The 22742-nt window shown below is 71.2% G+C and carries 25 protein-coding genes; 7 read left to right on the top strand and 18 right to left on the bottom strand.

Translation table 11 applies throughout. The features are described from left to right. The first annotated feature begins 284 nt into the window (after positions 1-284). The gene (locus I8920_RS01860) at positions 285-731 is read left to right on the top strand and encodes a DUF4383 domain-containing protein (protein WP_198657507.1); all 447 of its coding nucleotides are present in this window, start codon (positions 285-287) and stop codon (positions 729-731) included. Positions 732-921: 190 nt separating this feature from the next. Here the strand turns inward: I8920_RS01860 and I8920_RS01855 are convergent, their stop codons facing one another. The 12 genes from I8920_RS01855 to I8920_RS01800 form a co-directional block, all read right to left on the bottom strand. After that, on the bottom strand, positions 922-2238 hold the full coding sequence (locus I8920_RS01855) for an ATP-dependent DNA helicase (protein WP_198657506.1): 1317 nt from the start codon (positions 2236-2238) through the stop codon (positions 922-924). Then, on the bottom strand, positions 2235-4319 hold the full coding sequence (locus I8920_RS01850; protein WP_198657505.1) for a cytochrome c oxidase assembly protein: 2085 nt from the start codon (positions 4317-4319) through the stop codon (positions 2235-2237). Before I8920_RS01850 ends, I8920_RS01855 begins: the two co-directional genes overlap by 4 nt. Positions 4320-4447: 128 nt before the next feature. Beyond that, the gene (locus tag I8920_RS01845) at positions 4448-4735 is read right to left on the bottom strand and encodes an HU family DNA-binding protein (RefSeq protein ID WP_017886454.1); all 288 of its coding nucleotides are present in this window, start codon (positions 4733-4735) and stop codon (positions 4448-4450) included. Between the two features lie 290 nt (positions 4736-5025). Then, positions 5026-5331 carry a 30S ribosomal protein S14 gene (gene rpsN, locus I8920_RS01840; protein WP_017886455.1) on the bottom strand — a complete coding sequence of 102 codons (306 nt, stop codon included), beginning with the start codon at positions 5329-5331 and terminating at the stop codon, positions 5026-5028. Between the two features lie 2 nt (positions 5332-5333). Next, entirely contained in the window at positions 5334-5504 is a 171-nt protein-coding gene (rpmG, locus tag I8920_RS01835; protein ID WP_017886456.1) for a 50S ribosomal protein L33, read from the bottom strand. After that, complete coding sequence (rpmB, locus tag I8920_RS01830) at positions 5504-5740, bottom strand: 50S ribosomal protein L28 (RefSeq protein WP_027464952.1); 237 nt, start codon at positions 5738-5740, stop codon at positions 5504-5506. The genes rpmG and rpmB overlap by 1 nt, the downstream gene beginning before the upstream one ends. A 464-nt stretch (positions 5741-6204) precedes the next feature. Beyond that, on the bottom strand, positions 6205-6900 hold the full coding sequence (locus tag I8920_RS01825) for an alpha/beta fold hydrolase (RefSeq protein WP_198657504.1): 696 nt from the start codon (positions 6898-6900) through the stop codon (positions 6205-6207). A 9-nt stretch (positions 6901-6909) separates the two neighbouring features. Beyond that, entirely contained in the window at positions 6910-7335 is a 426-nt protein-coding gene (locus tag I8920_RS01820; RefSeq protein WP_198657503.1) for a Fur family transcriptional regulator, read from the bottom strand. Further along, positions 7332-8306 (bottom strand): metal ABC transporter permease, encoded by a 975-nt coding sequence (locus tag I8920_RS01815; RefSeq protein ID WP_198657502.1) that lies wholly within the window; start codon positions 8304-8306, stop codon positions 7332-7334. Before I8920_RS01815 ends, I8920_RS01820 begins: the two co-directional genes overlap by 4 nt. Beyond that, positions 8306-9151: a metal ABC transporter ATP-binding protein gene (locus I8920_RS01810; RefSeq protein WP_198658574.1), complete on the bottom strand. Its 846-nt coding sequence runs from the start codon at positions 9149-9151 to the stop codon at positions 8306-8308. Before I8920_RS01810 ends, I8920_RS01815 begins: the two co-directional genes overlap by 1 nt. A 47-nt stretch (positions 9152-9198) precedes the next feature. Continuing rightward, positions 9199-10104, bottom strand: a complete 906-nt coding sequence (locus I8920_RS01805; RefSeq protein ID WP_198657501.1) for a metal ABC transporter solute-binding protein, Zn/Mn family — start codon at positions 10102-10104, stop codon at positions 9199-9201. Between the two features lie 134 nt (positions 10105-10238). Then, positions 10239-11504 carry a PTS transporter subunit EIIC gene (locus I8920_RS01800; RefSeq protein WP_198657500.1) on the bottom strand — a complete coding sequence of 422 codons (1266 nt, stop codon included), beginning with the start codon at positions 11502-11504 and terminating at the stop codon, positions 10239-10241. 180 nt (positions 11505-11684) lie between these two features. On the opposite strand from I8920_RS01800, the gene I8920_RS01795 reads away from it, so the two are divergent. Together I8920_RS01795 and I8920_RS01790 are read left to right on the top strand one after the other, a co-directional pair. After that, positions 11685-11921: a PTS transporter subunit EIIB gene (locus I8920_RS01795; protein ID WP_071279534.1), complete on the top strand. Its 237-nt coding sequence runs from the start codon at positions 11685-11687 to the stop codon at positions 11919-11921. Continuing rightward, positions 11918-12370: a PTS sugar transporter subunit IIA gene (locus I8920_RS01790; RefSeq protein ID WP_198657499.1), complete on the top strand. Its 453-nt coding sequence runs from the start codon at positions 11918-11920 to the stop codon at positions 12368-12370. The genes I8920_RS01795 and I8920_RS01790 overlap by 4 nt, the downstream gene beginning before the upstream one ends. An 86-nt stretch (positions 12371-12456) precedes the next feature. Here I8920_RS01790 and I8920_RS01785 read toward each other — a convergent pair whose 3' ends face one another. From I8920_RS01785 to I8920_RS01760, 6 genes are all read right to left on the bottom strand, one after another. Continuing rightward, positions 12457-13230, bottom strand: a complete 774-nt coding sequence (locus tag I8920_RS01785; RefSeq protein WP_232832786.1) for a GntR family transcriptional regulator — start codon at positions 13228-13230, stop codon at positions 12457-12459. 81 nt (positions 13231-13311) lie between these two features. After that, the gene (locus tag I8920_RS01780; RefSeq protein WP_198657498.1) at positions 13312-13893 is read right to left on the bottom strand and encodes a GNAT family N-acetyltransferase; all 582 of its coding nucleotides are present in this window, start codon (positions 13891-13893) and stop codon (positions 13312-13314) included. Between the two features lie 160 nt (positions 13894-14053). Next, the gene (locus I8920_RS01775) at positions 14054-15643 is read right to left on the bottom strand and encodes a dihydrolipoamide acetyltransferase family protein (RefSeq protein WP_198657497.1); all 1590 of its coding nucleotides are present in this window, start codon (positions 15641-15643) and stop codon (positions 14054-14056) included. A gap of 31 nt (positions 15644-15674) precedes the next feature. Beyond that, on the bottom strand, positions 15675-16634 hold the full coding sequence (locus I8920_RS01770) for an alpha-ketoacid dehydrogenase subunit beta (protein WP_225558219.1): 960 nt from the start codon (positions 16632-16634) through the stop codon (positions 15675-15677). An 86-nt stretch (positions 16635-16720) separates the two neighbouring features. After that, positions 16721-17857, bottom strand: coding sequence for a thiamine pyrophosphate-dependent enzyme (locus I8920_RS01765; RefSeq protein WP_198657496.1), 1137 nt, complete (start codon positions 17855-17857; stop codon positions 16721-16723). 23 nt (positions 17858-17880) lie between these two features. Beyond that, a complete protein-coding gene (locus tag I8920_RS01760; protein WP_198657495.1) occupies positions 17881-18960 on the bottom strand; it encodes a histidinol-phosphate transaminase in 1080 nt (359 codons plus the stop codon). Positions 18961-19009: 49 nt separating this feature from the next. Here I8920_RS01760 and I8920_RS01755 point away from each other — a divergent pair, with 49 nt between their 5' ends. From I8920_RS01755 to I8920_RS01740, 4 genes are all read left to right on the top strand, one after another. After that, on the top strand, positions 19010-19408 hold the full coding sequence (locus I8920_RS01755) for a phage holin family protein (protein WP_198657494.1): 399 nt from the start codon (positions 19010-19012) through the stop codon (positions 19406-19408). 47 nt (positions 19409-19455) lie between these two features. After that, positions 19456-19968, top strand: coding sequence for a low molecular weight protein-tyrosine-phosphatase (locus I8920_RS01750; RefSeq protein WP_111110721.1), 513 nt, complete (start codon positions 19456-19458; stop codon positions 19966-19968). Continuing rightward, on the top strand, positions 19965-21350 hold the full coding sequence (gene purB, locus I8920_RS01745; RefSeq protein WP_198657493.1) for an adenylosuccinate lyase: 1386 nt from the start codon (positions 19965-19967) through the stop codon (positions 21348-21350). The genes I8920_RS01750 and purB overlap by 4 nt, the downstream gene beginning before the upstream one ends. Positions 21351-21533: 183 nt before the next feature. Then, on the top strand, positions 21534-22742 hold the full coding sequence (locus tag I8920_RS01740; protein ID WP_198657492.1) for a hypothetical protein: 1209 nt from the start codon (positions 21534-21536) through the stop codon (positions 22740-22742).

Here is a 22742-nt window from a genome sequence, read left to right as displayed (position 1 = left end):
GTCCACGTGGCTCGGGTGCAGTGCGCTCGGGTGTGAAGGTCACCGGGCTGGTCCTCCTCGGGGTGGTCGTCGTCGGGCTCGTCGCACGGTTGGCGGCGGCGCTGCGATTCGGTCGGTCGGGGTCCGACACGATACCGTTGGAGCACTCGCCGGAGGCTGGGAACCGCACCCCGATCGCTCGAGCGCTCCGCGCCGGGACGACCGGTCTCGCGGGCGTCACCGCACCGGCGCACCACGCGGGACCGACGCACGTCGCGTCGGCAGTGTACGAGGAGGAGACCGAAGTGGCCATCAAGGAACCGGGCATCACCGCGTCCCCGAACCGGGGCCTCGCGCTCACGGCCGGCAGCCTGTTGGCCCTCTGGGGCGCCATGGGGTTCTTCTTCGCCGCCGACGGCGACCCGGGCTTCTTCAGCCGTCAGGGTGGCATGCTCTGGAACGCGTTCGGGGTCAACCCGGCGCTCTGCCTGGTGTGGGTGCTGCTCTCGGTCGTGCTGCTCATCACCGGCCTCGGCAACACGCTCGGCTCGCGCAACGGCAACCTGCTCGTGGGCGCCCTGCTCGTCGTGTTCGCGGTCTACGGCTTCGTCTTCGTCGACACCTCGGCCAACGTCTTCGCGCTGAACACCACCGACAACGTGTTCCACGCGATCGTCGGTGTGCTGCTGCTGCTCACCGCGGTCGGTGCCGACAAGGAGAACCTCCGCGCGCTGCGTGCCGCGCGCGCCTGACGCTCCGCTCGACTCCCCGACGCCCGCCTACCCCTCCGGCAGGCGGGCGTCGTGCGTGTGCGCGACGCGGCGGTGCGGCGCGGCGGTCCGGTGAGGTCGCACTCCGCCCCGGTTCGGGGCCGGCGATGCCGGCCGGAGTGCGACCTCACCGGCGACCAGCGCCCTCGGACGGCGGCGGGGACCCCGGGCGTCAGTCGGCGTCGGGCTGGGTACCGGGTGCCGACGCCTCGAGCTCGGTCGCGACGATGCGCGGCGCCTCGGACATGAAGCGACGGACGTCCAGGTCGACGATGATGTCCTGCGGACGGAGCGGTCGGGTCAGGTACAGCCCCTCGAGCGAGGTCAACCGCGACAGCGCCACGTAGGTCTGCCCAGCACTGAACACCCGGTTGCCCAGGTCGACCACGGCCCGGTCGTACGTGCTGCCCTGCGACTTGTGGATCGTCACCGCCCAGGCGAGCCGGAGCGGGAACTGCTGGAACTCCCCGACGGTGTCCTTCTTGAGTTCCTTCTTGTCGGCGTCGTACGAGTACTTGAACTTCTCCCACACCGACGGCTGCACCTCGAACGACTCCCCGTCGACGTCCACCCACACGGTGTCGCGGATCGCCGTCACGACGCCGAGGGTCCCGTTCACCCACCGCTGGTCGGCGTCGTTGCGCAGGAACATCACGTGGGCGCCGGGCTTGAGCTCGAGGGCCTCGTCGGCGGGGAAGTTCCGTCCGCCGAAGTCGCCGTTCACGTCGGCGCGGGCGGTCTTCACCTTGCCCGGCAACCGCTCGAGCGCCGCCTTGTTGATCCGCGCCACCGTGTCGTTGCGGGTCGCCAGGGTGATGGCGTCGTCCGGTGCCGGACGGGCGCCGGCGGCGTTCAACTGCCCGGCGATGTCCGCGGTGACCCGGCCGTGCCGGACCGCGGTGAGCATCGCGGCGAAGGCGTCGTCACGCTGCCGGTGCACGGTGGCGAGCTCGATGATGTTGAGCTCGGTCTCGAGCCAGACCTTCGCGTCGAAGAACCACATCGAGCGGTAGTGGTCGGTGAAGTAGGCCCGTTCGTCGGCGTCGCCCGGCACCGGCGGCAGCTGGTACGGGTCGCCGAACATCACGACCTGCACGCCGCCGAACGCCTCGAACTGCCGCCCGCGGGCCTTGCGCAGCGAGCGGTCCATGCCGTCGAGCAGGTCGGCGTTCACCATGGAGACCTCGTCGATCACCAGGGTGTCGATCGTGTTGAGGAGCTTCCGGGTGTCGGGGCCCTGACGGAGTTCGGCGTCGGCGATGAGGCCGATCGGCAACCGGAACAGCGAGTGGATCGTCTGTCCGCCGACGTTGAGCGCGGCGACGCCGGTCGGGGCGCAGATGACGACCTGCTTCTCGGTGTTCCACGACAGGTGGTTGAGCAGCGTCGACTTGCCGGTGCCGGCACGCCCGGTGATGAAGACGTGGTCGCGGGTGTGCTCGATGTACTCGAAGACCGCGCGCTGCTCGTCGCTCAGCTCGATGCTCATCGGGCGTCGGCCTCCGGGGCACGGTCCAGGTCGTCACTGGCGTCGTCGAAGTCGAGCTCCTCGCGGCTGCCGCGACCGTCACGGCCGGACGCCCCGGAGACCCCGGACGCACCGTCGACGAGCGGGGCGGTCGCGGGCCCCGCCTCCGACTCCGCCACGGAGGCCTCGGCCCCTGCCGCACGCACCGGGTCGACCGCTCCGCCGTCACGCCGGAGCCGCACGGCCACCACCGCGCCGACGACCAGCAGGAGCAGCACGCCCGCGGCCACGAGCACGATCCCGGCACGCGCCTGGTCGACGAGCGGGTCCGGACCCCAGGTCCGCCCCATCCCACCGAACCACGACGCCTGGACCAGCCCGAGGGGTCCGCGCAGGGCGACACCGAGCGACACGAGCCCAGCGGCGACCACGAGTGCCCCGACGACCCGGACGAGCGCCGCGGGCACGGAGGGGCGGCGCTGCCCGACCCCGACCGGCGTGAACAGCGTCGGCAGGGCCAGCAGCCCCACGACGAGGAAGACGACGTCGACGACGGTCCGACCGATCGGGTCGCTCACCGACCACCGCAGCGCCTCGGTGGCGAAGAACGCCCACCACACCGCGCCAGCGAGCACGAAGGCCGGGAACGGCTGCGCCAGGTACCGCACCGCGGGGTGGTCGACGATGATCCTGGTCCACTCCCGCACGCCGGTGCTGTCGTCGGTCCGTGGGTGCACGGCGGCACGGACGAGCGCGACCGGTGCCGCAGCCCATGCCAGCGCCGGCACGACGAGACCGATCACCACGTGGGCCCCGACGTTGGCCGAGAGCAGGAAGCGGTCGTACTGGTGCAGCGACCCGGAAGTGGCGACCACGAGCGCGAGGAGGGCCATCGCCGCGGCCACCGGACGTCGTGCCGGCCAGCGCACACCGGCCCGGCGGAGACGCAGCACCCCGGCGGCGTACGTCGTCGCGAGCAGGACGGCGACCATGAGCCAGAACAGGTCGATGTTCCACTGCGTCAGCCAGCCCCAGGCCCCCGGGGCCGACGGCAGCGGGTCGTCGGTCAGCAGCTCGGCCGGGGTCGGGGTCGCCGTCCGGCTCGGTGCGACCCGGTCGACCGGGGTGGCCGTCCGCGCGAGCGCAGCGGCGACGCCCGACGCGACGCCCATCACCGCGAGTTCGACGACGACCAGCACCCAGAACGGTCCGCGGCGGTCCGGTGCGGCCGTCAGCGCGCGGATGGCCCGACGGCGCTGCAGCGCGCCGAGGACGCCCATCGCGACGATGGCGCCGATCTTGACCAGCACGAGCGTGCCGTACGGCGTCGCCAGGTTCGACAGCGCCCCGACGCGGATCTGCGCGGAGGCGATGCCCGAGACGGCGACGAGCACGAAGCAACCGAGGGCGATGCTCGAGTACCGCGCGACCACGGCGGCGAGCCGGTCACCGGTCAGCACCCCCTGCAGGAGCACGAGGAGCACGAGCCCGCCGACCCACAGCGCTGCGCCCACCAGGTGCAGCCCCAGGGCGGTGACGGCGGCGTCGTGGCTGGCCGTCCCCGCGGCGTGCCCCTGCTGTGCGAGCGGGATGAGGCCGATCATCGACACACCGGCGGTCAGGGCGACCATGCCCCGCGACCGGACGGCGAAGCAGAGCACCGTGACGGCCGCCGCGACGAGCACCGTGACCAGCCAGGCGAGCCCGAGGTCGGTGCCGGTGAGGAACACGCCCATCGACTGCCCGAACTGCTCGTCGAGGCTGACCCGCGAGCCGGCGACGCTGAGGAAGGTGCAGAAGGTGGCGACGGCCGAGGACACCGTCCAGATGCCGCTCGCACCTGCGGCGACGTCGATGGCGCGGTTCCACTCGGGGCCGGAGCGGGAGAGCCCGACGGCGGCGAGGGCGAGAGCGCCGATCGCGGTGGCCGCGGACAGGTCGACGACGAGCCGCGCGATGGGGAGGCCGAACCGGACGGCGGGACCGGGGTCGGCGATCTGCGCGGGGTCGGCCCCACCGCCGACGACGAGCGCCGTGAGCAGCGCGACGAACCCGACGAGCAGGAGCACGGCGGGACCGGCGGTGCGGGCGATCCGGTTCACCCGTCAAGCCTAGGTGGTGGCCACCCGGCCACCGAACCCGGCGGGCCGATCTGTGGAAGCCGGGACGGGCCTCCCGGGAACGACGGAAGGGACGGCCGAAGCCGTCCCTCCCGGTGCGCGGAACAGTCTTACTTGACCGCAGCCTTGAGCTTCGAGCCGGCGCTGACCTTGACCGAGTCGCTCGCGGCGATCTCGATGGCGTCACCCGTCTGCGGGTTGCGGCCGGTGCGGGCGGCGCGGTGCGTCTTCTCGAAGGCGATCCAACCGGGGATCGTGACCTTCGTGCCGTCGGCGACGGACGACGAGACGACGCTGAAGAGCGCGTCGACGACGCCGTTGACGGTGGCCTGGCTCTGGCCGGACTCAGCGGCGACGGCAGCGACGAGCTCGGTGCGGTTCAGTGACTTGTCAGCCATGGATGTCCTCCTCGGACTTCTTGCAGTATCGGTCGGACGCACGTGTCGTCCGGCGCCCGGAGCGGTTGCCCCGTGCCACGGTGCCAGTGGGCCGAGGGCCCGGCGGAACCGGAGTTGAACCTACCAGCCACCCAGGGTGAAAACAGCCGACTCGCCCGGATTTCCGGGGTTGTCGGGGCTCCGAGGGGGTACTGGAGGGGCAGATGTGACGAATGAACGGTCCGATGTACCCCGGACACAGCGAACGCCCCGCCACCAGGAGGTGACGGGGCGTCGGGTGCTGCGGGTGCTTACCAGGAGCTCTTCGTGATGCCGGGGAGCTCGCCGCGGTGGGCCATGTCGCGGAAGCGGACACGGCTGATGCCGAACTCACCGAGGTGGCCACGGGGGCGGCCGTCGATGGCGTCGCGGTTGCGGTAGCGGATGGGCGATGCGTCGCGGGGCAGCTTCTGCAGGCCCACGCGGGCGGCCTCACGCGACTCGTCGGTGCCGTTCGGGTCCACGAGGGCCTTCTTCAGCTCGAGACGACGCTCGGCGTAGCGCGCGATGATGACGGCACGCTGGTTGTTCTTCGCGATCTTGCTCTTCTTCGCCATGCTTAGCGCTCCTCACGGAAGTCGACGTGCTTGCGGATCACCGGGTCGTACTTCTTGAGCACGAGTCGGTCGGGGTTGTTCCGACGGTTCTTCTTGGTCACGTACGTGAACCCGGTGCCCGCCGTCGAGCGGAGCTTGATGATCGGACGGATGTCCTGACCCTTTTTCGCCATCAGATCTTCTCCCCACGGGCGAGGAGATCCTTGACGACGGACTCGATGCCGCGTGCGTCGATCACCTTGATGCCCTTCGCGCTGAGCGTGAGCGTGACGTTACGACGAAGCGAGGGCACGTAGTACGTCTTCTTCTGCACGTTCGGGTCGAAGCGGCGCTTCGTCCGGCGGTGCGAGTGCGAGATGTTGTGACCGAAGCCGGGAACGGCGCCGGTCACCTGGCACACTGCTGCCATGGTTTCCTCCTGAGTACCGTGCGACCGGACGGCCGCACCCAAGTTCACTTGCCTGGTCCGCACGCGCACGACCACCGGAGTGGAGCGTGCGAGGGGGTTGTACGGACCGCCCAGGCCCGCAACCTCTGTCGAAGAGGATGTGGACACCGCGCGACCGCGGCGTTCGCGACGGTCGGAGGGCTTGGAACAACTGGGCTCGCCGCGCGGACGCGGAGAACCAGGGGTCCACGTTACGCGAGGACCGGGCGTGTCGCAAGCCGCGCCTCCAGGTCGGGAGGCCCGGTGCGGCCGGGCGCGACCGGTCGCGTGGCCGTGTGGTCCCGATCACCGCCCCGAGTGAGCAGAAGACGTCGGGTACCGCACACGCCCCCGACGTCTCCTGCTCACTCGACGGGGCGGGCGGCGCGGCGCGGTGCGCGCGGACGGCGCGGGCGACCCGGGGCGCGGCAGGCGCCGCGCCCGCGCTACGGGCCCTGCGTGGGCCTCGGGGCCAGGGCCTGCACCATGAGCTCGCCGAGCTGCTCGGGCGCCGTGAACATCGGCCAGTGCCCCGTCTCGAGTCCGACGATCGACAGGTCCTCGGTGGCGACGAGCTCCGCCGCCCAGGCCTGGTGGTCGGCCACCATCGCCAGCAGCTCGGCCGCGGGGATCTCGCACGTGATGATCGTCGCCGGGATGGTGTGCCGCGCAGCGTCGGTGTAGTGGAACCGGTCGGACGGCACCGAGGCCGGCTCGGGGATCGCCCGGCGTTCGACGTCCTGTCGCACCTCCGGCGTCATGCCGCGCACGGTCGCGGGTTCCCAGACGTCCCACGACGGCAGCGGCACCGCCCCGTCGACCACGGGCAGCTCGTCGTTGACGCACCCGCCCTCGGGCCCGGGGAACGTGTCGACGTAGAGCAGGTGGGCCACGAGCGAGGGCCGCTGGTCGGCGGCCATGTACGCGATCGGCCCCGCGCCGGAGTGCCCGGCCAGCACCACCGGCTCGTCGGGCGAGGCGACGTCGTCCAGGATCGCGACCAGCGCGTCGACCTGTTCGTCGAGGGTGTCGCCGTCACGGGTGACGGCCTGCACCGAGTGGCCGGCTGCGCGGAGCAGCGGCGCGACGTCGTCCCACGCGCTCGCGTCGAGCCAGAACCCGGGGACCAGGATGACGTGCATGCTCGGAGGCTACTCGGCGGCCGTGCCCGACGTCCGTGCCGCGGTGCAGGCGGCGCATTCGCCGAAGATGTCGACCACGTGGCTGGCGTTCGTGAAGCCGTTGGCGGCGGCGACGTCCTGCGCCCACTGCTCGACGGGGTCGGCCTCGATCTCGACGGTCCGACCGCAGTTCCGGCAGATCAGGTGGTGGTGGTGCGAGTCGGTCGTGCACGCTCGGTACAGCGACTCACCGTCCTGCTGCAGCGAGTCGGCGTCGCCCTCGGTCGCCAGGTCGGCGAGCGCGCGGTACACGGTGGCGAGCCCGATCGTCGAGCCCTCGTCGCGCAGGTGCTGGTGCAGCGCCTGCGCGCTGACGAAGCCCTCGGTGGAGTCGAGCGCGCCGCGGACGGCTTCGCGCTGCCACGTGTTCCGCTTGTTCTTCTGCACGGCGTTCATGCTGGGGCACCCACCTTCGTCTCGGCTGATCCTGCGGTCCCGGTCGTCCCGGCCGTTCCGGTCGTCCCGGTCGTCCCGGCCTGGAGGCCCGGTGCGCCACCGCCCCGCCCGTCGCGGCGGGCGACCCGGTCGCGCCCACGGCGGTCCCGCCGCGACCCGATGATCCGGCAGACCACCCAGATGGCGAACGAGATCGTCGTCACGTACGGGCTGATCGGCAGACCGCCGCCGAGCGCGAGCAGGATCCCACCGACGACCGACACCACGGCGAAGACCGTCGACAGCACGGGCACCAGGACCGGGTGCGACGACAGCCGCAGCGCCGCGGCCGCCGGGGTGACGAGCAGGGAGAGCACGAGGAGCGCGCCCACGATCTGCACCGACACCGCGGTCGCCAGTCCGAGCACGAGCATGAAGACGATCGCGAGCGTCCGCACGGGGATGCCGGCGGCCGCGGCCACGTCGGGGTCGACCGAGGCGAACATGAGCGGCCGCCAGATGACGAGCAGCGTCGCCACGACGATGACCGCGATCACGATCAGGAAGGTCAGCTGCGGGTTGTCGACCGAGACGATCTGGCCGGTGAGCAGCCCGAACTTGTTCGCCGCCCGGCCCTTGTAGAGCGCGAGGCAGAGGATCCCCAACCCGAGCCCGAACGGCATGAGCACGGCGATGATCGAGTTGCGCTCCCGGGCCCGCGAGCCGAGCACGCCGATGAGCAGCGCCGCGATGATCGATCCCACGAGTGATCCCGTGACGACGTTGACCCCGAGCAGCAGCGACGCGCTGGCCCCGGCGAACGAGAGCTCCGAGATGCCGTGCACCGCGAAGGGCATGTTGCGCGCGACGACGAACGGGCCGATCAGGCCGCCGACGATGCCGAGCACCGCGCCGGCCCAGATCGAGTTCCGGACGAGCACCAGGAGTTCGCCGTAGTCCTGGAACGAGAAGACGGACGACAGCAGGTCCATCAGATCCGCCCCTCGTCGGGCGCGACGGCGTGCGGGTCGACCTCGCCCGCGTGGTGGTCGTGCGCCTCGTTCGCCCCGACGATCACGATGCGCCCCATGGTCCGGACGACGTCGACGGGGGTGCCGTACAGCTCGCTGAGCACGTCGGCACGCAGGACCTCGTCCGGTGCGCCGATCCGGAACCGCCCACCGGCGATGTAGAGCACCCGGTCGACGACGTCGAGGATCGGGTTCACGTCGTGCGTCACGAACAGCACGGCCGCGTCGTGCTGCCGGCGCTGGCGGTCGATCAGCTCGGTGACCCCGCGCTGGTGCCGCAGGTCGAGCGAGATGAGGGGCTCGTCGCAGAGCAGCAGGGCCGGGTCGGCGGCGATGGCCTGCCCCACGCGGGTGCGCTGCTGCTCGCCGCCGGACAGGTCGGCGACGGGTGCGTCGGCGAACGCCGTCGCGCCGACCTCGTCGAGGACCCGGTCGACGCGCGCGCGGTCCGCGCGCGAGGTCGGCCGGATGCCCCACCGGTGCCCGGTGACGCCCTGCGCGACCATGTCCCGCGCCCGGAGCGGGGTGCCGGCCTCCATCAACCGCTGCTGCGGGATGTACCCGATCTTCCGGTGCCCGCGGTGCACGGGCTGACCCAGGAAGGACATCGTGCCGCTCGTCAGACGCTGCTGACCCAGGACGGTCTTCAGGAGCGAGGTCTTGCCGGCGCCGTTCGGGCCGAGCACCGCGACGAACTCCCCCGGCGCGAGGTCCAGGTCGAGCCCCGTCCACAGCGTCCGGGCGCCGTACGACAGTCCGGCGTCGCGCAGCGCGAGGACCGGACGAGCCGCAGCCCGGTCGCCCACCGAGGTGGACGCCGGGCCGGAGGTCGCCGCCGGAGCGGTCGAGGTCGTCACTTCTGGAGTGCCGCCTTCACCGCGTCGATGTTCGCCTGCTGCCACGAGACGTAATCCTCCCCCTTCGGGAGCGTCTCCGTCACACCCACCACCGGGACGTCGTTGTCCTTCGCGGCCTGCTCGACCTGCTCGGTCTCGGGGCTCGAGGTCTGGTCGTTGTAGGCCAGGAGTCGGACGGACCCGCTGGTGAAGAGTGCGAGCGTGTCCTTGAGGGCGGCCGGCGGCACGTCGTCGTCCTCCTCGATCGCCTCGGCGAAGGCCTCGGGGGTCTCGTTCTCGAGCCCCATCGCGTCGAAGAGGTACCCGGGCACCGGCTCGGTGTAGGCGACCTCCTCGCCGCCGTCCTGCTGCTCGACCTCGGCCGTCTGCGACTCGAGGTCCTCGAGCTCCTTCGTGAGTGCGTCGGCGTTCTGCTGGAACGTGTCCTCGCGGCCCGCGTCGAGCGCACTGAGGTCCTTCGCGACCTGGTCGACCAGCTTCACCATCGTCGGGTAGCTGTAGAAGACGTGCTCGTTGAAGTCGCCGCCCTGGTCCAGGCCCGACAGCTCGACCACGTTGATCGTGTCGGCCTCCGTGTCCGAGGCGTCGGCCAGCGTCGTCATGAAGTCGTCGTACCCGCCACCGTTCTCGATGATGAGGTCGGCCTTCGACACGGCGAGCTGCGTCCGGGCGCTCGACTCGAACGAGTGCGGGTCCTGCGACGGGTCGTCCAGGATGCTCGTGACCGAGACGGCGTCACCGCCGATGCTCTGCACGATCGAGCCGTAGACGTTCGTGGAGGCCACGACCTTGATCGTGCCGTCGCTGCTGGCGTCGCCCGAGGCGGACGAGGTCGCGCACCCGGTCAGGGCGAGCGCAGCGGCACCGGCGACGAGCGGGAGGGCGAGGAAGCGGTTGCGCATGTGCCGACGGTACCGCTTGCTGATAACGATTGTCAAAACCGCTCTCATCGGTCGGGCACGTGTCGCCCCGGGACGACGGACGGGAGGCGCGGTGCCAGCCGGCACCGCGCCTCCCGTCCGTCACAGGGTGACGTCTACGGCTTGGTGGCCGCGTCGATCGTGTTGTCGGCGATCGTGTCGTCCTCACGCCCCGGGGTGCGGAGGTTCCACTTCTTGATCACGAAACTGAACAGGAAGTAGTAGACGACCGCGTACCCGAGTCCGATCGGGATGAGCCAGAGGCCGCCCTCGGACTTGCCGAGGTTGAGCACGAAGTCGATCGCCCCGGCCGAGAACGAGAACCCGTCGCGGATGCCCAGGGCGTTCACCAGGGCGAGCGAGGTCCCCGTGAGCACGGCGTGGATCACGTAGAGCGGGAACGCCACGAACATGAACGAGTACTCGAGCGGCTCGGTGATGCCGGTCACGAACGAGGTGAGCGCGGCCGAGAGCATGATGCCGCCGACGAGCTTGCGGTTCTGCGGCTTGGCGTTGCGCCAGATCGCCAGGGCACCGGCGGGCAGGGCGAACATCATGATCGGGAAGAACCCGGTCTGGAAGATGCCGGCCGTCGGGTCACCGGCGAGGAAGCGCTGGATGTCGCCGTGGTACGTCATGCCGCCGCTGCTGAAGCTGCCGAGCTGGAACCACGGGAAGAAGTTGAGCAGCTGGTGCAGACCGATCGGGATGAGCATGCGGTTCGCGAACCCGAAGATGCCACCACCGATCACGGCGTTGTCCGAGACGGCCTCGCCGGCAGCGGTCAGGGCGATGTCGAAGTAGCGGTACACGAAGGACATCAGCACGGCGATGACCAGGCCGGCGGCCGCGGTCAGGATCGGCACGAGTCGACGACCCGAGAAGAACCCGAGGAAGTCGGGCATCTTCGTGCGGTGGAACCGCTGCCACATCGTCGCGGACACGAGACCCATCACGATGCCGCCGAGGACGCCGTAGTTGATCATCTTCTGCTCGCCGTTGGCGTCCTCGACACCGGCCAGGACGATCGGCGACATGACCTTCCACACCTCGTACATGACCATGTAGCCGACGACCGCGGCGAGCGCCGTGGTGCCGTCGGACTTCTTGGCCCAGCCGATGGCGATGCCGACGGCGAAGAGGAGCGGCAGCCAGGTGAAGATCGCGTTGCCGGCGGCGCCGATGACCGACGCCCCCTGCTCGAAGCCGGGGATCGCGCCGAGCATGTCCGCCTGACCGAGGCGGTTGAGGATACCGGCGGCCGGCATCACCGCGATCGGCAGCAGCAGACTGCGGCCGAGGCGCTGGGCTTGCGCGAACAGCTTCGACTGCTTCTTCGGCTTCTTCTTCTCCGGCACGTCCGTTGCAGCAGCGGTGCTCATCGGCGTTCCTCTCGTCATCGGGTGGAGCTGTCGGGGTGAGTTGAGTCGTGCAGCCGGCGCAGGTAACCTCGGGCGGAGTCGCCCAGGCCCGGTCCTGTCCGGTCATGACCAGTTCCGTAGTCTGAACCGCTCGGAGTCCGGTGTCAACCTGGTACGAGAACCCTTAACGAGGAGGAAACGATGGCCGACATCAAGGCAGCCGACATCATCGCCGCGCTCGGCGGTGCCGACAACATCGAAGAGGTCGAGGGCTGCATCACGCGCCTCCGCGTCGAGGTCGAGGACGGCGACCTGGTCGACAAGGACGCCCTGAAGACCGCCGGGGCCCAGGCTGTGGTCGGTGGCGGCACCGGCTGGCAGGTCATCGTCGGTCCGATCGCCGACAACCTCGCGCAGGACATCCAGGACGAGCTGTGACCGCCGTCCGCACCCCGTTCGGCGGCCCGGTCGTCGCACTCGCCGACGTGCCCGACCCGGTGTTCGCCGGGCAGCTCGTCGGCGCCGGTGTCGCGGTCGACCCGACGGGCGTCGAGGGTGCGGTCACCGCGGTGGCCCCGGTCGACGGCACGATCGTCAAGCTGCACCCGCACGCGTTCGCGCTGCAGGGCACCGCGGGCACCGACGTCCTGGTGCACGTCGGCATCGACACCGTGAAGCTGTCGGGTGAGGGCTTCGAGCTCCTCGTCGCCGAGGGCGCCGCCGTCACCGCCGGCGACCCGGTCGTCCGGTTCACCCCCTCGGTCATCTCGGCCGCCGGCTACTCGCCGGTGTGCCCCGTCGTCGTGCTCGGCTCGACGCCGGACTCGGTCGACCAGGGCACCGTCGGCACCACGGTGCTGGACGGCGACACCCTCTTCGAGGTCTAGGGGGTCTCCCCCACCAGAGCGACTGTGTCCCGCGGAACGTGCGCGGGACACGGTCGCTCTCGCATCCCGGGGGCCCGGCGCCGCGGCTAGGCGAAGACGCGGGTGGCGGTGACCTCCATCTGCACCCGGTAGCGGTCCGAGCGGTACCAGCTCCTGGTGTGCTCCACCGGGCGGTCGGCGGCGTACGACACCCGGTCGAACTCGAGCAGCGGCGCACCGGTGCGCGTGCCGAGCAGGGTCGCGACGTCGTCGGCGGCGGGGTTCGCGGCGACGGTCTGCTGCGCGCGGTCGATCGGGGTGCCGTACTCCGTCGCGATGATCGAGTAGACCGACCCGGACAGGTCGTGGTCGAGCAGGCCCGGGAACGCGTCGGCGACGAGCCAGGCGTCGTCGACCGACACCGGTGCCCCGTCGGCCATGCGGAGCCGCTTCACGTGGAAGGCCGGCACGTCCGCGTCGATCCGGAGCGCGGCGGCCGTGTCGCTCGGCGGGACGCACTCCTCGCGGACGAGCACGACCGTCGTCGGCTCGTGCCCCATCGCCCGCATCTCCTCGGTGAACGACGCCAGGTGGAGCGTCGACTGCACCGGGCGGTGCGCCACGAAGGTGCCCTTGCCGCGGACGCGTTCCAGGTAGCCCTCGTTGACGAGCTGCCCGAGGGCTTCGCGCACGGTGATCCGGGAGACCCCGTACTCGGCGATGAGCTGCCGTTCGGACGGGATCGCCGCCCCGGGAGCCAGTCGGGTGGTGACGAGGTCGAGCAGGATGCGCCGCAGCTGCTGGTGCTTGGGTTCGGCGCCCTCGGTGATGCGGCTCGTCATCGGCTCCTCGGCTCCATCGCTGATCTGCTCGGTGGTCATGTGCGGACATGACCAGTCCCCATCACAGTAGCGAGTCGATCTCGGAAGACCAACGTGAGCGCCCGACGGCGGCTGGCGCGCTCAGGCGTTGCGCACGAGCCAGGCGAACTGCTCGTCGGAGAGCGCGCGGTCCGTCCAGACCTGCCCCTCGACCCCGGCAGCGGCCTGCGTCTGCACCCCGGGAGCCCCCTGCCACACGAGCGAGAGCCCGGCGCGACGGAGCACTGCGGCGGACGCGGGGTTGTTCGTGAGCACCCGGCCGGTGACCGGCACCCCGGCATCGGTCTCGGCGGCGGCCCGGACGGCGGCACCGGCGATCTCGGACGCGTAGCCCTGGCCCCAGGCGTCGGGCGCCAGGCGGTACCCGAGGTTCCAGACCCTGACGGCGGTCATGTCGACACCACCGACCCCGACGAAGCCGTGGTCGGACGCGGTCCGGACGGCCCACGAGCCCAACCCGTACCGCGCTCGGCCGCCGATCTTGCGCTGCACCATGTCGACGCTCGAGCTCCGCGCGACGTGTCGACCGCTCGGCAGGTGCTGCCACGTCCGGGCGTCGGAGAACAGCGCGTGGACGTCGTCGATGTCGGCCGGTGACAGCGGCGTGAGCAGGAGGCGATCCGTTCGGATCTCCTGCGAAGGGGTCAGGAGCTGGTGGACCATGCACCGATCATGCCGCCGACCACCGACATCGACGTGAACACCACGCGACGAGTCCGCGAGCCGGCGCATCGTGAGCAGGAATGGTCGAGTGGCTCGGAGCAACCCGACCATTCCTGCTCACGAAGCGGAACGACCGCCGAGACTGCCCCTGCGCGGAGCCCTAGTCGAGCAGGAGCGCGGGCTCCTCGAGCACCGACGCCACGTCGTGCACGAAGCGCGAGGCCACGTCGCCGTCGACGACCCGGTGGTCGAACGAGGCGCCGATGGTCGTCACCATGCGCGAACGGACCTCGCCGTCGACGACCCACGGCTTCGGCTTGATCGTGCCCATGGCGACGATCGCGACCTCGCCCGGGTTGAGGATCGGGGTCCCGGTGTCCATGCCGAAGACACCGATGTTGGTGATCGACACCGTGCCGTTCGCCATCTGCTTCGGGGTGGTCTTGCCGTCGCGGGCGGTCAGCGTGAGCTCCTCCAGCGCCTGGGCGAGCTCGAACAGGGACATGTCCTGCGCGTCCTTGATGTTCGGCACGATCAGCCCGCGCGGGGTGGCCGCGGCGATGCCGAGGTTCACGAAGTGGTGGACGATGATCTCGCTGTCGGTCCAGGTCGAGTTCACCGAGCGGTTGCGGCGGACCGCCCAGATGACGGCCTTCGCGACGATGAGCAGCGGCGAGACCTTGACCCCGGCGAACGTCGGCGAGGCCTTGAGCCGCTTGACGAACTCCATGGTGCGGGTCGCGTCGACGTCGACGAACAGCGACACGTGCGGCGCCGTGAACGCCGAGGTGGTCATCGCCGTCGCGATCGCCTTGCGGACGCCCTTCACCGGGATGGTCTCGCGGCGGACGTCGCCCCACTCGGGCGTCTCGATGTTGCGGAAGACGCTGGCCTGCTTGGCGTGGCGGATGACGTCGTCGCGCGTGACCTCGCCGGCGAGTCCGGTCGCGACGATCTCGGTCAGCTCGACGCCCAGGTCCTTCGCGAGCTTGCGGATCGGCGGCTTCGCGAGCACGTTCGCGGCGGGCGACTGCTTGCGCGCCAGGCTCGTGCCCTGCGCCGCGACGGCTTCGGCCGTCGCCTCCTCACCGGGGTCGGTCGCGGCCAGTTCGGCAGCGATCGGGTCCGCACTGGAGGCACGGCTCGCCTCGGCCGCGAGCGCTGCGGCCCGCCGCGCACCCGGCTTGCGACGGGACGGCGACGAGGTGGCCGAGCCGTAGCCGACGAGGACGGCGCCGGAGGACTCGTCCGCAGCCTGGACGGTGGCGTCGGCGGCCACCGACGGGGCCGGCGTCGCGGGGGACGGGGTGGCGACCGGTGCAGCCGTCGCGGCGGGTGCCGGGGCGGCAGCGGCGGCCGGCGGGGTCTGCGCGACCGGGGCCGGCGTCGCGGCGGGAGCAGGCGGGGTGGACGCGGCCACGGGTGCGGCCGGGGTGGCCGGGGCGACGGGTGCCGGGCCTCCCGACTGCTCTGCGGGGGGCGTGACGGCCGCGCCGGACGCGACCGACGCGTCGGAGTCGACGCGGATGATCGGCTTGCCGACCTCGACCGTGTCCCCCTCGGACACGAGCAGACCCGTGACGGTGCCGGCGAACGGCGAGGGCAGCTCGACGAGCGACTTCGCGGTCTCGATCTCGACGAGCACCTGGTCGACGGCGATCTCGTCCCCGATCGCGACGCGCCACTGCACGATCTCGGCCTCGGTGAGGCCTTCGCCCACGTCGGGCAGGGGGAATTCGGCGGCGGCCACTACGGCTCCTTCGCGATCTCGGTCGGGTTGGTCAGTAGGCGAGGGCGCGGTCGACGGCCTCGAGGACACGGTCGGCGTCCGGCAGGTGCAGGTGTTCGAGCTTCGACACCGGGAACGGCACGTCGAAGCCGGACACCCGAAGCGGCGGCGCCTGCATCGTGTAGAACGCCTTCTCGGCGACGGTGGCGGCGATCTCGCTGCCGACGCTGACGAAGCCGGAGGCCTCCTGCGCGATGACCAGGCGACCGGTCTTGCGCACCGAGGCGAGCAGCGGCTCCCAGTCGATCGGCGAGATCGAGCGCAGGTCGATGACCTCGCAGCTCGTGCCCTCGGCCTCGGCGAGCTCCGCCGCCTGCATCAGGGTGGCGACCATCGCGCCGTGACCGACGAGGGTGACCTCGGTGCCGGTGCGGGCGACGCGGGTGGTGTGCATCGGGACGTGGCCGTCGACCAGGTCGACCTGGCCCTTCGGCCAGTAGCGCGACTTCGGCTCGAGGAAGACCACCGGGTCCTTCGACGCGATCGCCTCCTGGATCATCCAGTAGGCGTCGTTCGGGGTGCTCGGGCTGACCACGCGGAGACCGGGGGTGTGCGCGAAGTACGCCTCCGGGGACTCCTGGTGGTGCTCGACGGCGCCGATGTGGCCGCCGTAGGGGATGCGGATGACGACCGGCAACGACATGTGCGCCGGCAGGCGGTTCTGCATCTTCGCGAGCTGCGAGGTGATCTGGTCGAAGCCCGGCCAGACGAAGCCGTCGAACTGGATCTCGACGACGGGACGGTACCCGCGCAGGGCGAGACCGATCGCGGTGCCGATGATCCCGGCCTCGGCGAGCGGGGTGTCCCGCACGCGCTCGGGGCCGAAGCGGTCCTGCAGGCCCTCGGTGATGCGGAAGACACCGCCGAGTGCGCCGATGTCCTCGCCCATGAGCAGGACCTTGTCGTCCGCTTCCATGGCCGCGGCGAGCCCGGCGTTGAGCGCCTTGGCCATCGGCAGGGTCGGGGTGGGGTCGCTCGGGACCTCGCCGGCGCCCGGGTGCGAGCGCAGGGTGTAGTCGAAGAGCTGCTCGGTGGTGCTCATGCGTGGGCGCCTCCTTCGAAGCCGGCCTCGTACTGTTCGAGCCAGGCCTTCTGCTCGGCGACCAGCGGGTGCGGCTCGCGGTAGACGCTGTCGAACATGACGTCCGTGGAGGGGGCGGTGAGGGCGACGGTCCGGCGGCGGACGTCGGCGGCGATGTCCTCGCCCTCCTCGTCGAACGCGGCGAACTGCTCGTCCGTGACGCCCTTGCTGCGCAGGTACGCGGCCGAGCGGACGATCGGGTCGCGCTCGACCCAGGCGTTCAGCTCGTCCTCGCCGCGGTACCGGCTCGGGTCGTCGGAGCTGGTGTGCGCACCGATCCGGTAGGTGTCGGCCTCGATGAAGGCCGGGCCCTGACCGCTGCGGGCGTGGTCGGTCGCGACGACCGAGGCCGTGTACGACGCCAGGATGTCGTTGCCGTCGATGAGGACGCTCGGGATCCCGAAGCCGCGCGGGCGGTCGACGAGCGGCGTCGGCGACTGCACCGACACCGGCACCGAGATGGCCCAGTGGTTGTTCTGCAGGAAGAAGACGACGGGGGCCTGCGTCGACGCCGAGAACACGAAGGCCTCGTTCACGTCGCCCTGGCTGGTCGCACCGTCACCGAAGTAGACGATCGAGCAGGCGTCGCGGTCGGGGTCGCCCGTGCCGACGTCGCCGTCGAGCTTCTGGCCGAGCGCGTACCCGGTGGCGTGCAGCGTCTGCGAGCCGATCACCAGGGTGGAGATGTGGGTGTTGCCGCGCTGGTCCGGGTCCCACCCGCCGTGGGTCTGACCGCGGTACATCGCGATGATCTCCATCGGCTCGACGCCGCGGTGCATCGTGACGGCGTGCTCGCGGTACGACGGGAACACGTGGTCCTGGGCGCGGAGGGCGAAGGCGGAACCGGTCTGGGCGGCCTCCTGCCCGTGGCTGGGCACCCACAGGCCGAGCTGGCCGGTGCGCTGCAGGTTGTGGCCGGCGTGGTCGAACCGACGGGTGAGGACCATGCGGCGGTGCATCGCCAGCAGGGTCTCGTCCGGGATCGCACGCGCTGCTGCGGCGAACTCGGCGTTCTCGTCGGTCTCCACGAACCGACCCTCGGGATCGAGGAGCCGGACGGTGGTCGTCGCGGGAGCCGCGGCGCGGAATGACATGCGGGCCAGCGTAGCGCCAGCCATCAGTCGGCCACCTGGAGGTCCCCCACAAGCGAGCGTGCGGTTTCGAGGAGCGTTTCCACAGCCTCGTGCTCCCCGATGGAGATGCGGACGCCCTCCGGTGGGAAGGCCCGGACGATGATGCCGGCCTCCTCGAACGCGGCGGCCGCTGCGGCGGTCCGCTCCCCCGTCGGCAGCCACAGGAAGTTGCCCTGGGCGTCGGGCACGGCCCAGCCCTGGGCGCGGAGCTCGCCGACCAGCCGGTCCCGCAGGGTCGCCAGCTCGGCGACGCGGGCGAGCAGTTCGTCCTCGCGTTCCAGGCTGGCGAGTGCGGCGGCCTGGCCCTGGGCGGTCACCGAGAGCGGGATGGCGCAGGCGCGGACGGCGTCGAGCACGTACTGCGGGCCGAGTGCGTACCCGACGCGCAGGCCGGCGAGGCCGTACGCCTTCGAGAAGGTGCGGAGGACCACGAGGTTCGGGTGCGCGGCGAGCAACGGGTGCCCGTGCACGGCGGACTCGTCGGTCACGAACTCGGCGTATGCCTCGTCGAGCACGACCAGCACCGATCGCGGCACCGCGGCCATGAACGCGTCGAACTCGTCGGCGGTCACGACCGGCCCGGTCGGGTTGTTCGGCGAGCAGACGATCACCATGCGCGTGCGGTCGGTCACCGCGGCGGCCATGGCGTCGAGGTCGTGGCCGCCGTCGGCACGGTTCGGCACCGGCACGCTCGTCGCCCCCGCGACCGTCACGACACCGGGGTACGCCTCGAACGAGCGCCACGCGTACACGACCTCGTCACCCGGGCCGGAGGTCGCGCGGGCGAGCTCGTGCAGGATCGCCACGCTGCCCGGGGCGACGTGCACCTGGTCCGCCGTGACACCGAAGCGCTCGGCGAGGACGGCGCGCACGGCCAGGGCGGTGGCATCGGGGTAGCGGTTGTACGCGGTCTGCGCCTGCACGGCCTCGACCACGCCGGGGAGCGGCGGGAACGGGTTCTCGTTGCTCGACAGCTTGAACGCGGACGCGGCCGCCTGTCGTCCCTGCTTGTAGGCGGGGAGGACCGCGACCTCCGGGCGGATGTGCACACGCTGCTCGCTCACCGGCCCAGGCTACCGGCACGCGTGCGGGGAACGAGGGCATCATGAGTGCATGCGATTCCTCGTCCGCCTCGTCGTCAACGCCGTCGCGCTCTGGCTCACCACGCTCATCGTCAGCGGGGTCTCCGTCACCCCGTTCGGCGACGGTGACACCACCGCGACCGTCCTCACCTTCCTGCTCGTGGCGTTCGTGTTCGGGCTCGTGAACGCGGTCATCGGCACGATCATCCGCATCGTCGCGTTCCCGATCTACATCCTGACCCTCGGCCTCATCTCGTTCGTGGTGAACGCCGTGCTGCTGCTCATCGTCGCGGGCATCTCCGAGGCGTTCGGCTTCGGGCTCGAGGTCGACTCGTTCGGGTGGGGCATCGTCGGCGCCTTCGTGCTCGCGGTCTTCGCGTGGCTGATCGGGCTCGTCGCGCGCCCGGTGCTCAACCGCCAGCGGGCGTGACCCGGGCGGACCTCGCGGAGGACACCGCCCTGCGTCATGATGTGCTCATGACCCAGGACGTCGACGCCCCGTTCCGCGTCTCGTTCGTCTGCAGCGGCAACATCTGCCGCTCCCCGATGGCCGGCGTCGTGTTCGCACAGATCGCCGCCGACGCGGGTCTCGCCGACCGGTTCCAGGTGGAGTCGGCCGGCACCGGGGACTGGCACGTCGGTGAACCGGCCGACGAGCGGACGATCGCCGCCCTGGCAGCGCGCGGATACGATGGCAGCAGGCATCGCGCCCGTCAGTTCGACCCGGACCGGTTCCCGGACCTCGACCTGGTGGTCGCACTCGACCGCTCCCACGAGCGCATCCTGCGTTCGTGGGCCCCGACCATGGACGACTCCGCCAAGGTGACGCTCCTGTTGCGGTACGACGCCGCCTGGCCCCAGCAGACCGACGTGCCGGATCCGTACTACGCGGACCGACACGAGTTCGACCGAGTGCTCTCGACCGTCGAACGGGCCTGCCGGGCGCTCTTCCACCAGCTCGAGCCGGCAGTCCGTCAGGGAGCCCCATGACCCCCCTTCCCCCGCAGCCGATCAGCCCGCTCGACGGGCGGTACTACCCGATCGTGCACACGGTGGGCGAGCACCTGTCCGAGGCCGGGCTCAACCGTGCTCGCATCGTGGTCGAGGTCGAGTGGCTCGTCTTCCTGACCGACCACGCGATGTTCACCACCTCACCGCTCAGCGTCGACGACAAGGCCGCGCTGCGCCGCATCGCCGAGACCTTCGGCCAGGACCAGATCGCGGAGCTCGCCGAGATCGAGGCGACGACGCGGCACGACGTGAAGGCCGTCGAGTACTTCGTGCGCCGTCGCCTGTCCGAGCTCGGGCTCGACGCGATCGCGGAGCTCACCCACTTCGCCGCCACCAGCGAGGACGTCAACAACCTGTCCTACGCGCTCACCGTGCGGGACACCGTGGAGCAGGTCTGGCTGCCCGCCTTCCGAGCCGTGCTCGAGAAGCTGCGCACGCTCGCCGTCGAGCTGAAGAGCGTGCCGATGCTGTCCCACACGCACGGCCAGCCGGCGACCCCGACCACGCTCGGCAAGGAGCTCGCGGTCGTCGTCTACCGGCTCGAGCGGGTCCTGGCGCAGATCGAGGGCGGCGAGTACCTCGGCAAGTTCTCCGGCGCGACCGGCACGTTCTCGGCGCACCTCGCCGCGGACCCCGAGGCCGACTGGCCCGCGCTGTCCCGCGAGTTCGTCGAGGGCCTCGGCCTGACGTGGAACCCGCTCACCACGCAGATCGAGTCGCACGACTGGCAGGCCGAGCTGTACGACCGGGTACGGCACGCCAACCGGATCCTGCACAACCTGGCGACCGACGTGTGGACCTACATCTCGATGGGGTACTTCACGCAGATCCCGGTCGCCGGCGCCACCGGGTCGTCGACGATGCCGCACAAGATCAACCCGATCAAGTTCGAGAACGCCGAGGCGAACCTCGAGATCTCGTCGGCACTGTTCTCGACGCTGTCCGAGACCCTCGTGACGAGCCGCCTGCAGCGCGACCTGACCGACTCCACGACGCAGCGGAACATCGGCGTCGCGTTCGGACACTCGCTGCTCGCGCTCGACAACCTGCGCCGCGGGCTCGGTGAGATCGCCGTGAACGAGGCACGTCTGGCCGACGACCTCGACCACAACTGGGAGGTGCTCGCCGAGGCCATCCAGACCGTCATCCGCGCCGAGGTCACCGCCGGGCAGTCGAACATCGAGGACCCCTACGCGATGCTCAAGGAGCTCACCCGCGGCAAGCGGGTGAGCCAGCAGGACCTCGTCGCGTTCGTGAACCGCCTGGACATCTCCGACGGCGCGAAGGCCCGGCTGACGAACCTCACGCCCGCGACGTACACCGGTCTGGCGGACGAGCTGGTCGACCACCTGGACGTCTGAGCAGCGCGGACCGGGCGGCGCCGAGCCCGCCCGGTACGCCGCCGCCTGGTCCGGGCCGCCGCGGGAAACGGGGGGTCGCGGAATGCTGAGGAACTGAGTAGGTTCGACGTACTGAGTACATCTCAGTACGGGGGGCGTCGCAGTGGATGCACCCTGTCCACCGACCGGATGGATCTCCACACCGTGCTTCGTTCTCGCATCACCGCGGCCGCCGTCGGCGCCAGCGTGCTCGGCCTCACCGCCGCCCTCGTCCCCGCCGTCTCGAACGCAGACGTGCAGGCCACCGCCGCGTCGCGCATCGTCACCTGGGCCGACTCGGCGTCCGACTTCACGGCAGCCCCCGAGGGCACCGTGCCGCTGACCGACGAGTGGTACTGGGCGTCGTTGTCCGACCCGAGCAACAGCGGGAAGATCACCGACCACGCCACGCTCGACGAGGACGGCCTGTCCGTCTCCGAGGGCGAGGCCGTCGGCCTGGTCCGCGGTCTGAGCAAGCCGGTCGCCCCGAGCAACCTCGGTGCGCTCGCCGCCGGGATCAGCGCCACGACCACCGGGGCCACCACCTTCGGCCTCGCGATCCGCGAGGGCGGCGACTCCAGCGCCGAGACCGTGGTCTTCGCGACGGACGCTCCGAACAACGAGGGTGTCCACGAAGGCCGCAACAACTGGATCGACCCGTCCACCGGCGAGGTCGAGTCCACCTCGGAGTTGGCCGCCGACCTGCAGGACGCCGACGCCACGGTCGTCGGGTACGTCGTCTACGTCGGCATCGACATCGCCGGCGAGATCACCACGCCGCCGCCCGCCACGGAGGAGCCGACCGAGACCCCCGCCCCGACCGACGAGCCGACCACGGCCCCGACCGAGGGCACGCCCACGCCGAGCGAGCCGGTCGAGACCGTCCCCGGTGGCGAGCTGGAGAGCCTGTCCTCGCCGCTCGGTTCCAACGCCGAGCCCCTCGCCGCCGACGCCAGCGGCTCGATCTCGGCCCTGCGCATCGACGACACCACGACGTACTTCACGCCGCAGCCCACCGCCGCAGCGCGCCTGGTCACCGAGACCGCGAGCCTGACCGAGGCCACCACCACCGGTGTCCGCGTGCAGGGCTCGGGCTTCGCCCCCAACGAGGTCGTCACCGCCGCCATCGGTGACGCCGCCGACGCCGTCGCCATCCCCGGCGTGCAGTTCCGCGCCGACGCCGACGGCAACGTCTCCGGCACGATCGTGCTGCCCGCCGACCTCGTCAACTCGGCCGGCACCTACGTGCTGGGCCTCGTCGGCCTGTCCTCGGCACAGACCGCCACGGTGACGCTCGTCGTGACGGCCGACGCTGCCGGTGGCACCGCGCCGGTCGCCGTGCCGGTGCCCGGAACGGCGACCTTCACGGGCTGA

This window comes from Curtobacterium sp. YC1 (assembly GCF_016267665.1).
In the GTDB taxonomy this organism is placed as follows: Bacteria; Actinomycetota; Actinomycetes; order Actinomycetales; family Microbacteriaceae; genus Curtobacterium.
Note: the sequence above shows the minus strand (reverse complement) of the source record. Positions and strands in the feature narration are given on the sequence as shown.